This window comes from Longibaculum muris, from assembly GCF_004343035.1.
GTDB lineage: Bacteria > Bacillota_I > Bacilli_A > Erysipelotrichales > Coprobacillaceae > Longibaculum > Longibaculum muris.
Map to the genome: position 1 here is coordinate 116364 of NZ_SMCQ01000005.1, position 14258 is coordinate 130621.

14 protein-coding genes are annotated in these 14258 nt (G+C 29.5%); all 14 read right to left on the reverse strand.

Annotated elements, in window-relative coordinates:
* Positions 1 to 6 precede the first annotated feature (6 nt).
* The gene (locus EDD60_RS05740) at positions 7 to 1137 is read right to left on the reverse strand and encodes a glycosyltransferase family 4 protein (protein WP_066450791.1); all 1131 of its coding nucleotides are present in this window, start codon (positions 1135 to 1137) and stop codon (positions 7 to 9) included.
* Positions 1138 to 1225: 88 nt separating this feature from the next.
* On the reverse strand, positions 1226 to 2200 hold the full coding sequence (locus EDD60_RS05745) for a glycosyltransferase (protein WP_165973130.1): 975 nt from the start codon (positions 2198 to 2200) through the stop codon (positions 1226 to 1228).
* Positions 2190 to 3110, reverse strand: a complete 921-nt coding sequence (locus EDD60_RS05750) for an alpha-1,2-fucosyltransferase (protein ID WP_132226314.1) — start codon at positions 3108 to 3110, stop codon at positions 2190 to 2192. The genes EDD60_RS05745 and EDD60_RS05750 overlap by 11 nt, the downstream gene beginning before the upstream one ends.
* A gap of 23 nt (positions 3111 to 3133) precedes the next feature.
* Complete coding sequence (locus EDD60_RS05755; RefSeq protein WP_066450801.1) at positions 3134 to 4054, reverse strand: GNAT family N-acetyltransferase; 921 nt, start codon at positions 4052 to 4054, stop codon at positions 3134 to 3136.
* A gap of 15 nt (positions 4055 to 4069) precedes the next feature.
* Positions 4070 to 5167: a DegT/DnrJ/EryC1/StrS family aminotransferase gene (locus tag EDD60_RS05760; RefSeq protein ID WP_066450805.1), complete on the reverse strand. Its 1098-nt coding sequence runs from the start codon at positions 5165 to 5167 to the stop codon at positions 4070 to 4072.
* A 23-nt stretch (positions 5168 to 5190) separates the two neighbouring features.
* Positions 5191 to 6423, reverse strand: coding sequence for a glycosyltransferase family 4 protein (locus EDD60_RS05765; RefSeq protein ID WP_132226315.1), 1233 nt, complete (start codon positions 6421 to 6423; stop codon positions 5191 to 5193).
* Positions 6424 to 6444: 21 nt separating this feature from the next.
* Complete coding sequence (locus tag EDD60_RS05770) at positions 6445 to 7524, reverse strand: ATP-grasp domain-containing protein (RefSeq protein WP_066450810.1); 1080 nt, start codon at positions 7522 to 7524, stop codon at positions 6445 to 6447.
* Positions 7525 to 7673: 149 nt separating this feature from the next.
* On the reverse strand, positions 7674 to 8702 hold the full coding sequence (locus EDD60_RS05775) for a hypothetical protein (protein ID WP_066450812.1): 1029 nt from the start codon (positions 8700 to 8702) through the stop codon (positions 7674 to 7676).
* A gap of 22 nt (positions 8703 to 8724) precedes the next feature.
* Positions 8725 to 9771 (reverse strand): NAD-dependent epimerase/dehydratase family protein, encoded by a 1047-nt coding sequence (locus EDD60_RS05780; protein ID WP_066450815.1) that lies wholly within the window; start codon positions 9769 to 9771, stop codon positions 8725 to 8727.
* On the reverse strand, positions 9771 to 10925 hold the full coding sequence (locus EDD60_RS05785) for an ATP-grasp domain-containing protein (RefSeq protein ID WP_066450818.1): 1155 nt from the start codon (positions 10923 to 10925) through the stop codon (positions 9771 to 9773). Before EDD60_RS05785 ends, EDD60_RS05780 begins: the two co-directional genes overlap by 1 nt.
* A gap of 18 nt (positions 10926 to 10943) precedes the next feature.
* Entirely contained in the window at positions 10944 to 11570 is a 627-nt protein-coding gene (locus tag EDD60_RS05790; protein ID WP_276330910.1) for a sugar transferase, read from the reverse strand.
* A gap of 30 nt (positions 11571 to 11600) precedes the next feature.
* Positions 11601 to 12827: a DegT/DnrJ/EryC1/StrS family aminotransferase gene (locus tag EDD60_RS05795; RefSeq protein ID WP_066450821.1), complete on the reverse strand. Its 1227-nt coding sequence runs from the start codon at positions 12825 to 12827 to the stop codon at positions 11601 to 11603.
* A gap of 171 nt (positions 12828 to 12998) precedes the next feature.
* The gene (locus EDD60_RS05800; RefSeq protein WP_132226316.1) at positions 12999 to 13484 is read right to left on the reverse strand and encodes a transcription termination/antitermination NusG family protein; all 486 of its coding nucleotides are present in this window, start codon (positions 13482 to 13484) and stop codon (positions 12999 to 13001) included.
* Positions 13481 to 13957, reverse strand: coding sequence for a transcription termination/antitermination NusG family protein (locus EDD60_RS05805; RefSeq protein WP_066450824.1), 477 nt, complete (start codon positions 13955 to 13957; stop codon positions 13481 to 13483). The genes EDD60_RS05800 and EDD60_RS05805 overlap by 4 nt, the downstream gene beginning before the upstream one ends.
* Positions 13958 to 14258: the final 301 nt, after the last annotated feature.

Sequence of the window (14258 nt, forward strand, 5' to 3'; positions counted from 1 at the left end):
AATTTTCTATTCATCGTTCATTAAACTACTAATTTTTTTTGCTGTTCTATTTTTAGTGAATTCAGAGGCAAAATCTAATGAATTATTTATAATTGTCACTTTATCACATTCTTTGCTTATTGCATGCTTAATAATACAACAAAGATTTTCAATATCACCATATTTATATAAAAAGCCATTATATCCATCATTTATTAGCTCCATAACAGAACCGCAATTAGCCCCAATTACAACGATACCAGAAAGCATATCTTCAATTATCGTTCTACCAAATGCCTCGCTCTTTGAACACACTATCGAAAATGACATTTTTTTTCGTAATTCTTTCATATCATCAACCATTCCACAAAAATGAACATTTTCTATTTTATTATTTTGCACATAATGTATCATTTCTTCTGCATAAGAATTAATTTTACCAGCAAAGTATAACCCTATTTGTGGATTGTTAAGTTTTTCAAATGCCTTCAATGCAATCCATTGACCTTTTCCTTCAGAAAACGTTCCAGTAACAAGTATATTAATATTATCCTCTTTTGATATTACATCAAATTGCGTAATATAATTTGGAGATATATCATCATATAGCATTAATGTATTATCCAGTTTGTATTTTTCTCGATAATAGTTATCCAAGATATTTGAAATTGTAATAATTTTATCTGCCTTTAAAGCTTTTTTTCTGAACGAATTATCAAACAATCTTAAGCTTTCTTGATCTTCTAAGCAGAATTCACGAAAATGCCATATATGATTTATTTTAAGAAAAGAGCTAATCCAATAGCCAATATTAATTGTACTTGTGTTAGTATAGACAAATTCATAACCATCATTTCTCAAAATAAAAGAAATATACAGAGCAGACATTACTGAAACTATGCTTTTTACAAAACATCTTAGTATACCTTTTATATTTGTCAAACCTTTTCTATTGGCTCTATATACATTGCCACCATATGAACAACTAATTGTCTCTATTTCGATTTTATTTAAATATTCTTTTAAATCTCCTTTCTTTTTAGGTATAATACCAATAATTTCATTGCCTTCATTTTTTAAATATTCAATTACAGACAGAAATGATAACGTGCCTCCACTATGTAGGTCATTATCATGAAAAACAGCAATAATTTTCATAAAAAACTTCCTTTCTTTCTATATTTTTAAAACCTAAAAGATTATGTTGATTCAGGTATATGAATTTAATCATTTGTATTACTTGCTACTAAGCTTTATTTACCAATATTCTTATTTTTCTACTTAAATCTCTTATAATATGTCCAGAACTTATTTTATTTGTAAAAAATAGTTTCATTTTTAAATGATACGATTTACTATAATTTGCTAACAAATATAGAACTTCCTTATCTTCTTGAATTAATCTATCACTATAATATTTCAACATTAATTTTGCTTTAACTTCATAACAAGGTTTCATATCGTTAATCTTCATTAATCTTCCAATCTGGTACCTTAAATAGCCAAAACCTTTTTTTACAGTACCGCTAGTATTATTACCATGTTGTCTATATAAAATATATCCTTGTTCATCATAATAACATTTACCTAAAAAGGAACAAATCCAAAGTATCCAATTATCATGATATTCTAATTCATCATTATTTAATTTACACATTTCTAGCAAAGCCATTCTATTAAAAACACATGTACAGCCTAAAGTACATATTTCTGCCATTATCTGCTTTTTAGTATTTGTAACATATCCTGGAGTAAATCTATCATATAAGTAGTTTAATTTTTCATCAACAACTTTTAGATTTGAATAGTACAAATTTGGTGAATCAGAATAAAATCTTTCTAACACAGAAATTCCTTTATACAATTTATTACGAAGCCATACATCATCTTGATCGGCAAATGAGTAATACTCAAACTTTTTTTCGTACGATTTTGCATATCTCATTATTTCATAGAAACTAATTGTAGATCCAACATTGTTTCCTTCAATTAAAAATATTCTATTTCCGTATTCTTTTCTATTTTTGATTATTGACACTGTATTATCCGTCGAACCATCATCACGGATCAACAACCAAACATCAACAGAATCTTGTAAAAAAATACTATCAATTTGTTCGTTTATATACTTTTCCCCATTATATGAAGACATTAAAACACAAATATCCATACCGACTTTACTCTCCTTTCTATCCATTGTAGTATATTCATTAACAATCAATTTCTTCTCCAGTAATATAATCTAATATAATCATATTAGGAAGCATAACTTTTTCATTTTCTCTAATGTCTGCAAAAATGTAATTAGGATTATATATTATTGCATTGCCATTATATGATAAAAAAGCGCCCCACCATGAAAATGAGCTGTTTGAACATACATAATTTTTACAGTTTCTTAACAATTCAAACGATTCACACACATCAACATCATCTATATATATTACCTCTATACCATCAAACCATTTTTCTCTCTTAATTTTTTTTATATCATCTGCGAAAATAAAAATTTTTAAATTATTATGATTCTGTTTTAATAAATTAATTCCTGATAAATAATATTCTTTAGAACATACTGGCCATCCATTATTTTTATAATCATCGCCACATCTAACGCTTATTCCTACAGAATTACTTGTTTGAATATCATTTAAGTATTTTAGCGATGTTTTTGACATTTCTGATGGTCCAACAATTTCATTTTGTAATTCAACACGCATATGTTGTGCTATATCTGCTGAAACAAAATAACCATACATATATATTTCTTTATTTAAATTATTAAGCTTCTTTTTATTAAATTCTATACTTGACAGAAGATAAGTAGTTTTCCCAAAATTTAACTTCGACATTGACGCATGTTTGTGAAAAATAGAATGATAAAGTCTTTGATATACATGAAATATTTCTCTTACTATTCCATAAACAATGACATCATTTTTTTTAAAAACTACATTTTGATTTTTTATTATATTATTTATTTCGAGATTACGTATTTTATACGTTTCGTATCCTCCGACATCTATAATAATCTTTTCTGATTTAGAAACGGTTTGAACATATCTTGCAGCAGCATATTGATACAATTGATTTCCCAATCCACCCATTATTCGTAAATTTATATTTTTCATAAAACCTCCAATTATTAGTATATCTATTTTCTAATGAACTCCTTAAATTCTTGATAATCTCTAATATAATCTTCAACTTTATAGTAATCAGATGCAGCAACACATAAAACGGAATCTTTCTGAAGCCATAGCATCTCTCTCCAAGTTGTACAATCTATAACAACCCCAATAGACGGGTCACTAAGTTCAATTTCTTCTCTTCCATATTTATTTTCTAGAATTAATTGTATTCTTCCATATGGACAAAATAAAAGTTGTTTTAGTTTTCTATGTGCATGAAATCCCCTTCTTACACCTTCTGGAACTTTTGAAATATAATAAATTCTTTTTATTTCAAAAGATAGATCACGTTTAGTTTCAAAAAAAGATAATTCTCCAGCATTTACTGTAGGAATAGTTTTAATACGTATTATTTTACAACCCGCAACTGAAGTTCTATTATCTAATACATCCCCTTTTAAAACAGAATACCATTTCAAATCATCTCCATTACTATATCTATTAAGAATATTTTTTGAAATATCGACAGATTCATGAAAATTATGTTTATCATAGAATCTTACGGCTCTTGTATTCTTTCGTGACACACACCAATAAACACTATCTAATCCAAATTCAGAAAAAGCCTTTTCAATTATTGCTTCCATTCCGAACCATGAATACCCTCTTCCCATAGATGCTTTTCTAACTGTAATGGCGAACTCTGCGCTATTTGTATCTCGATCTATATGTTTAAGACTCACAGTTCCCATATATTCATCTTCATCAGAGGCAATAGCATAATGAGCACTCTCCGTAAAATTATTACTATTCTCAATAAATTTAATGCAGTCATCTATAGTTTTTGAGGCAAAATCAGTATGTAAATCTTCTACCACAGTTTCATCGTGCATCCATTCGAGCATTAATGGAGCATCCTTCAACTCTAATTTTCTTAGTTTCATTTTTATCCGCCCCTTTTATTTAAACTCGTTAATAGCATCAATTACATATTGAATTTCTTCATCTGTCATTCCGTAGTACATAGGAATGCTTAATTCAGTTTTACTTATTTCTTCTGCAATTGGGAAGTCACCCTCTTTAAATCCAAGGTCTTTATAGCAATCCTGAAGATGCATTGGAATTGGATAATGTTTATTTGTTCCAATACCTTTGTCAGTCAAGAATTTTTCAAGTTCTGTACTTCTCTTACAGCGAATACCAAAGATATGCCATACTGGAACCATATTTTCCGGAATATAAGGGAGTACTATTTCTGGATTCTTGATTCCATCCAAATACAACTGAGCAATTCTTCTTCTTTCCACATTCATTTTATTTAGATGAGGTAACTTAACAGATAAAAACGCTGCTTGTATTTCATCAAGACGACTGTTATTTCCTTTATAAATGTGATGATATTTGTAATCAGAGCCATAGTTACCTAGTGCTCTAATCTTTTCTGCAAGTTCTTTGTTATTTGTAACTGTTGCACCAGCATCTCCCAATGCACCTAAATTTTTTCCTGGATAGAAGGAAAAACCTGCTGCATCACCAAAAGAACCGATTACTTTACCTTTATAAGTAGCACCATGAGCCTGAGCACAATCTTCTACAACATATAGATTATACTTCTTTGCGATTTCCATGATTGGATCCATATCACAAGCTTGTCCATAAAGATGTACTGGCATAATAGCCTTAGTTTTATCAGTGATTTTTTCTTCGATTTTTGTAGGGTCAATATTAAAAGTTCTAATATCTGGCTCAACAAATACTGGAGTTGCTCCCACATATGTAACAGCAAGTGCAGTTGCAATATAAGTGTTTGATGGAACAATAACCTCATCTCCCTCTCCAACATCAAGTGCCTTAAGTGCGAGCATTAATGCATCTAATCCATTTCCTACTCCAACACAGTAGTCTGTATGACAGTAATCTGCAAATGCTTTTTCAAAATTTTCGTCCTCTATCCCTCCTATATACCAAGAACGAGTATATACACGTTCAAAAGCATTTCTTAAATCCTTATCTAGCTCACGTTCCATTGGTATAAAACTAACAAAAGGTATTTTCATTTTAATCCTCCTCATTTTCTAGTTTATTTTTCTATTTTTTCAATTAAACAATTTACCAAATTCTTATAGTCGTATTCAATAGCTGTCTTTCTTGCATTTTCGCAATACATTTGGTACTGTTCATTTTTCATTGTTCTAAATTTCATCACTGCATCTGCTACGATTTTTGAATCATTTTCCACTGAAATACCACATTTTTTTTCTTGTACCAGATCATACATTGGTTTAATCATAGATAAAACGGGTTTCCCGCTTGCAAAATACATAAACAATTTGTTTGGACTTACTCCATATTTTAGTAATGGTGTATTGACAAATGTAAATAGATTTAAATTGCTTCTTGAAAGAAGATTCATTGCATATTTTTTATCTAAAGGGCCTTTGAATTTTATATTATTCAAATCATAATCCTTTGCCATATTTTTTAATTGTTCTTCTTGATTTCCACAACCATATACCAAAAAAAGAACATCTTGTACTTTTCGCTCCTGAAGTTCTCTTGCTGTTTCCACAAGAACATCCAATCCGTTAAAAGCACTTATAGAGCCAAGATAAACTACCTTGAATTTATCTGTATCTAAATCAGGGTCATCAAGAATCCATTTATCCTTTTGTTCATCAACGCTTTCTAAATCTACACCATTATTCAGATAACCGATATCACTTGTATCAACATCGCCACCAGTTTCTTTGCTCCATCCCTTATCAATAATATAATCTCTACCACCCTGGAATGAGAAGATGATACCATCCGCTTCACGATAGGATTTATGTTCCATACCATAAAGTACTTTAGCGATGAGAGAATTTTTTTTTAGATACCCCATATCTACAAATCCTTCTGGCCAAAGATCAAGAATATCATAAATTACTTTAGTTCCATATTTCTTTTTCCACTTTAAAAATATATTACCAAAAAGGCCTGCAAAATCAGATACAATTACATCAGGCATTGGTAATTCATTTCTTAAATTCCATAAACGTCTTTGAAATTGGAGTGCAACTAATACTCTTTCAAAATTTCTACGATAACTAGATGTATTAATCAAATAACCTTTTGCTTCATCCGTCTCAACAAATCTAAATTTTTCATTTTTAAATAAAACATTTCTTCCACTTTTATTTTCAACACTACCACTAACAATGTACGCATCATACCCACTTAAAGTTAATTGTCTACATAGATTAGTTTGACGAGACTTAATTGCATTAGGAAAATTATACTCATTTACAATCCATACTACTTTTTTTTTCATACTCTCCTCCTCGTATGATGTCTAAACAATAGAAATCACATCATCAAATATTTCTTCACTATCCAAGATAATTGGCTCAACATCTACGTCACGAAGAAAAATATAAGGTTTCTCATAGTGATGATATTGATCTCTTCCAACTCTGTCTGCATTACCATCTTCCATAATTTTGATTGTATCTTCAATAAGGTCAAATCCTACACGAGCCATAACACCTGCATATGCCATATGTCGAATGTTCACTTCAGTCACTTTCATATTCCCATTGCTATCTTCTTTTAAATCAAAAGATAGAATACCATGTGCACGAACATCTAACTTAGTTTCAAGATATTTAATACAACTATCACAAAATTCATTAATTTTGTCTTCATTTAGAAATCTTCCAAAATGGGTATTTCCTGTCACATGAGAAGGTGCTGTATTTGCCATTACATACTCTACACATTCTAATGCTGCACCTTTTACATATTCACCATTGTAATAAAGCATTTCATTAGCTAAGTGGCGACCTGTTAAAAATTCACAGACAGTGAATTCTGGAATATTTGAATTAATAAATAACCAACTCTTATAACTGCTTAAATCAGCTAATCGAAGAGAACCTAAACCACCAGTTCCTTCAGTTGCACGGATCCAACATGGAAAACCTATTACTTTTTCAACCTCTTCATAGCGAGGATTTTCTTGTGTTACTTTAATTGTTTTTGGAATAAAGTCTGTTCCTTCAAGTAAATCTGCCATAATAGATTTGTCTTTTAAGGATACAGAAAGTTTTTTACTTCCCATAAATACCGGACAAGGAAATTTACCGTTTTTTTCATAATAATCTCCCCATTCAACAATTTCACTTTCTGGTTGTACAAAGGCGTAATCTATATTTTTTTTCTCAATCAATTTTTCAATCCATGGAAAATATTCTGGTGAAGTACAACGTGGACATACATAATATTCATCAAGTAATCCCTTCATAAAAAAACCAACAGCTTTTTTTTCAATATCGCAACCAATAATTTTATAATCAGGATGATTTTCTCTGATTATTCCAGTGATTGAACGTGGTGTTAATCCTCCTATGCCTGTTACTAATATTGTTTTCATATATTCTCCTTCTTTCTTTTTTTAATAATCTTTTATTTAAAATCTATTTTCAAATTCAGATAATTAAGAAAATGTTTATCCTTTGCAAAATTCAAAATAAAAAGTCTTGAACAACAAGACTTTCTATTTAATTTAATTTTGTATTTTAATTAATCACATAAGATTGAAATGATTTTTTTCATATCATTTTCTGTATATCTTTGATCACATATGAGTGATAATTCTAACTCATATAAGTTAGATTCACATTTTTCATTTGGTTGTGGCCAATGAATTGGACAATAGATTTTATTCTCAATTAACTTTTTTCGATAATAATCTCTTTTACCATTTTTTATAATAATTGGAACAAAAAGCGGACAATCAATATCGTTCATATCAAATAACATTTCAATATTTACATTATTTTGTAAACCATCATGTAAACATTTTGCGTTAGATATTCGTTTGTTTCTAATTGATTCATTATTACTTCTAAATAATATTTTCTTTGATTCATCATCTATTGTTAGATTTAAATAATTTTTTGATAACCATTTATTACACTCATTAAAGACAGTCATATATTTTTCTTTTTTACTATTACTTTTATCAATTAAATATTGTTCTTTTAAATCCATTGCCAATCTCTTGTTATCTATAAAAGAAATTGACGGTTGTTTCATTGGTTTACACTTTAATAAAGTATTTATAGAAGCACAATATCCTCCGCAAAATAAAGGCCCCCATTTTCGTAATGATGCAACCAAAAAATGACTTTGAGAATCATACTTTTGCTGAGAATATAGACTATGAGTTATATCCTCAATAATAATCCCACCTCTATCAATAAAATAATCAAGCTTTGGCATATTATTTTTGTATCCAAAATAGTTACACCATAATAAAAGATCCACATCTTGCGGAATATTCACTTCTATTTGAAGTTTATTTTGATAATTTACATTATAAAAATATACTTCAATATTTGACTCACGAAATGGCTCTATCATTGAATCACAACAATAAGATGGTAAAAGAGCCTTTTTTATGTGTGGAAGATTTTTTAATACTACATCTATAGCAGTTCTACCTGAAAACGTAAACGCATAATCTTTTATATTTTCAGGCATTGCAAAATTCAATCCATCAACTTTATAATTTGAAAATTCACTTCCAATTTCGTGTGACGATTTCATTTGTTCCTCCTGTTAATAAATTTTATTTATCAAATCGATCATTGTCTGATTTAATGTTATTTAATAAGTCGTAATAGTCAGAAAAACTTCCCCAGATATCTTTATTTGGTTCATTTTCCATATGCCATTTTAATTGTTTTAAATAATCTGTCCAATTATATTGAGGAATATATCCAAGTTCTTTTTTTGTTTTATCAATATCTAAAACATATTGTGTGCAATTAGCTTTTTCAGGATAATAAATAACTTCTGATTTTTTTTCTCCACAAAAAACATCTCTAATTGCTAAAACTCTTTCTTCTAATGTAGCTCCACCGTTTCCAACATTATACATACCTGAAGCAGTTTTTGATTCTATTGCTTTTTGAACTATTTGTAAAAAATCTTCTATACAAACACTTTCTAAAACTCGCTTGCAATCTCCCCATATTTCAAGTGTTTCACCACGTTTTGCTTTTTCAATCCATACTCTTTCTAATTTAATACGTTTTTTTCCATTAATTAAAATATATGGTTTTGGGTGATATTGGAACACTCCTGGTAATCTTAGAATAATTCCTTGTATTCCATACTCATTTTCATAATATTTTATTACATCTATTGCAGCATTTTTGCAACTTACATATATTGAATGATCTCCTTCATAAACTGTTTTACTTTCAGCATCTGCTGAAATAGGTATAGGTGTTCCAAATAAGTAATGAACATCGTAAACAGATTGAGGAAAAATAAGTTTTTTACATCCTACTTTTCTCATATAATCTAATACATTAATAGTCCCTTTAATTATAGTATCTGGATATAAACTATTCGAACTATCTTCAGTCATCATGGCAGGTAAACAACCAGCAAAATTTATTACGCAATCTACATTTTCCTTTGGTAAATTATTAAATGTGCTTAATTCTGCAATATCAACTCTTGTAGACTCTATGCCTAAAGAATTAAATAATTTACTTCCACTTGAACTATGTCCTACAGCCAAAACATCATATCCTTTTTCTTTTAAATGTCTACAAACTGGCAATCCTAAAGTTCCAGTTGCACCTAATACAACAATTTTCCCCATTATATTTTTCCTCCATCTTTATTGCCTAAAATTTTTGGTTTCTTTACATCACAATACATAAAATAATTTATATTGAATCCATCATTGTGTACAATTGATTGTAATTTTTCTGTGACAAAATTCTTTTTGTAACACCAGTTATATGACTCGCATTCTTTAAAAATAGGAACTAATTCTTTTGTTTGCTCTGTTACAAATAAAACTCCTGCGTATTTATTTTTAAATTGTGAACTATCAACGCCTTTAAATTTTCCTAATGATATTTCTATAGCACCTTTAATATATGGATAACCAGTACTTAGTTCTGTTAACGGATACGCGATATGGTCACCACCTGGACGAGCATTAAATTCTATTAGATAAATTTTGTTATCTTTTATTTTTATTTCTGTATGACATGCTCCATTTGTTAAACCAATTGCAGTTAATGCATTATCTAGTACTTCCTCAACTCGTTTTTTCATATCTAAAGAGATGTTTGCAGGTTGATGATGTGCAAGTTCAACACAATGCGGTGCACCAGATGTAATTTTTTCTGTGATTTGTATAATATAGTTTTTTCCTTCAAATGATAAACTTTCAACAGAGCATTCCATGCCACCATCGATATATTCTTCCACAATTAAAGGTAAAATTCCGCCAGACTCTTTTACTGCATATTGGAAAGCTCCTTCAATTTCGCTTTCTTGTTTTACAACAGTAATACCTCTTTTTCCACCCTTAGAAGTTGGTTTTAAGATGATAGGGTAAGAAAAGTGTAATTTCATAATATCATTAACACTATTTACCTCGGAATATTTTGGGTTATATAACCCTATAACATTTTTTGATGCTTCTCTATTTTTATATTTGTCAGTAATCACTTCTGCAACTTTAATAGGAAGTCCATTAAGTTTCATTTTATCAGCAACATACGCTGCGACCGCGATAGTTAACTCAGTAGTTGCAACAACACCATCAACTTTTATTTCATTACATATATTATAAACATCTTCACGATTTAGAATGTTTATTGAATGAATATGGTCAAAAGCATTTTTATTTACAATATCACTTTCAAGTGAAAAACAATGTGTTTCAATTCCCATTTCAGATGCATTCAAAGCAAATATACTGGCCATTCTGCCTCCACCTATAATTGCTAATTTTTTCATCTTATATCTCCTCGCATACTATTTATTGTTATTATTTCTAATGTCATCTAATCTTCCTACAACAACTGTAGATCCAACTAAAATATCTGAGCGCTTAACGACTTTTAAAGCAGTTTTAATAATAATTTGTATATCTAATAGGAATGAACAATTATTTACATACTCTAAATCATAAGCAAATCTTTCTTCCCAACTAGATATGGCATTTCTTCCATTTACTTGTGCTAGTCCTGTTAGACCAGGTCTAACATCATGTCTATGATGTTCTTCTTCGGTATAATATGGAATGTATTCTGGTAAAAGAGGTCTAGGCCCCACAATAGACATATTGCCCAGTAAAATGTTGAATAGTTCAGGAAGTTCATCAAGACTGGTAGAACGAAGTATTCTTCCATATTTATTTAGTCTAACTTCATTTGATAATAAATTACCGTTAGAATCTTTTGCGTTGCTCATTGTTCTGAATTTTATTAGATTAAAAGTTTTTTCTTTATATCCTGGACGTTGTTGTAGAAAAAAAGGATTTCCTTTCATTGCAATTGAACCTAACACAATTAGAATGATCCATATTGGTGAAAGAATAATAATTGCTGATAAACTTAAAAGAAAATCGATAACTCTTTTTACAAAATTTTTATATATCATTAACATAATCCTCCGTTCAAGCAAATATTTTTATTTAAAACATTCTCTAATGATTTCAATGATGATATCTTGTTCTTCTTTTGTCATCTTATTATCACTTGGTAAGCATAAACCTCTATTAAAAATATCCATTCCTACATCTAATGCTTGACCATCAATATAAGCATTTGTTCTTGCTCTACCATTACCATCTCTAGTAATAAATGGATTCATTCTATAGATTGGTTGCATATGCATTGGTTTCCAGATAGGTCTTCCTTCAGCATTAATAGATGCGATAGCATCTAAAATTTCAGTTGGACAAGATTTTCCTGATTCACTGATATATAGGGCATCAGTTTCTCCTCTGACTTGTTGACACATTGCTTCTTCATCAATGATCATGCATGATAACCAGAAGTTTGGTTCTGAGTTATCTTCATCATAAGGATTCATTGTTACTGGTAAGTCTTTAAAGCCTTCTTTATATCTTTCATAAATAGCTTTCTTTTGCTGAATATGTTCTTCTAAATATGGAATTTGTCCTCTTACTACTCCTGCAATCACATTACTCATACGATAGTTGTATCCAACTTCTTCATGTTGATACCATGTAGCATTTTCTCTTGATTGAGTAGACCATTTTCTTACTTTATTAGCTGCTTCTAAATCATCAGTTAATAACATTCCGCCACTTGAACCAGTAATGATTTTATTTCCATTAAATGAAATAACATTGAAAGCCCCAAATGTGCCTGTTTCTTTTCCTTTATATGTTGCTCCTAATGATTCAGCTGCATCTTCAATTATGATTGCACCATGCTTATCACAGATTGCTTTAATTTCATCAATCTTACCAGGTGTCCCATATAAATGAGCTACAACAACCACTTTTACTTCTGGATAAATTTCAAATGCTTTTTCTAAAGCAATTGGATCCATATTCCAAGTATCATATTCAGTATCGATGAATACTGGTATCCCACCTTCATAAGTGACTGGATTAACAGTAGCAGCAAATGTCATATCTGAACAAAAAACATAATCGCCTTGTTTAATATTTGCTAATTTCATTGCTAAATGTAGAGCTGCAGTACCAGTAGATAATGCAACTGCATATTTACACCCAACTTTTTCACTAATCATTCTTTCAACTTCATTAATATTTTTCCCAACTGTGCTCATCCAATTGGTTTCATATGCTTCAGTGACATACTTTAATTCATCACCATGCATTGTAGGGCTTGATAACCAAACTTTGTTTTCAAATTTTTTCATCTCTTTAGCTCCCTTCTTTTGAACATAAAAAAACACAGGTTATTAGCCTGTGATTATGAAATAAGCTATTTTTTGGTATAGTCTCCCCTACCCAAATTATTCTCCTAAATCATACTATGTTCCAAACATCAGTAGAGGCGGATCCCCTGCGCTCTAAATCAATTCTTGCCTTTAAATTTCTAACCCCATACTTATTCTTCGATTAAAGAATTTTAGGTCTAGGTAGGCACATTGATTATGTTTATCAACTTTTGTAATATGCTCTTCTAACAGTTTTAATGGACCATCAGTAATGATTGTTTTACCATTTTCTTGATATCCATGAGATAGTTTAACTAAGTAGTTTTTATTTAAAACTAAGTTAAAGAATTCAATCTCTTTTTCTGTTAGAGCTGTTGCATCTACATTTTTAAGTTGTTTAATTAAGCCATCATTTTCTTCTCTCATCTTTAGTAATAAATCATTAAATTCATTTTGATTTAAATGAGTTTTTACAAAGACATAGTTATTAAACATTGGTCTAATTAAAACTTCTTTTGTTTTACGATGACAAACTTCATATTCTGGGGCAAATGCTGTTAAATCTTTGTTCCTATTTAAGTTATTAATAATCTTACTGGTTTTATAACTTAATGTATAAAGTACATACCAATTCACGATTTACTTACAACTTCTAATGGAACTAAGAATTTGTTATTAAAAAAAATGCTTTTGAGTGTTGCTGTTCTATGATGGCGATCAATCTTTACAATTTCACCATTGTAGTTAAGTAATGGTCCTTCATCCACAATCAATTTAGAATTTACTATATTCCCTACAGAATGTTTAATCACATTCTCATTAGAATAAAAGTATTCCATCAATGATTTTTCTTCACTACTTAATGTAAGAATATTGTTTCTTGAATGAAAGAATTCTTTGTATGCTTCAAATAGTACTTCCTTATCCATTTCAGTAACAATAAACATGTAATCAGGATATAGATCCTTTAGTACATAATCTCTTACATTACTAGCACTATACCATTTCTCTACTTTAGGAATAAAAGCTCTTATGCCATCTTGTTTATTAAAATAATTTACTAAACTATCATCTTTATATATTTTTTTATGAACAACATACCAAAACACATTCAACCCCTCATGCCTTCCTTTTATAACAGAACGACGAGTTCTGCGACAGAATTAGGAACTTTAATTTTCTGTATTTGAGCTTTTTTAAATTCTAAAGAAGAATGAACATATATATCCAATGCAATTGAAACACTTGAATGTTCTAATATTTCTGACAATGATTTTATATCTATATCATTCATAATACAATTTGTTGCATAAGTATGCCGTTACGGTATAATAACGACAAACGGAAAAAGCCTTTATTTTCAAGGGGTTTGAGCGTTTGCCGTCATTTATTCAATTCCTTTTCCAAGTT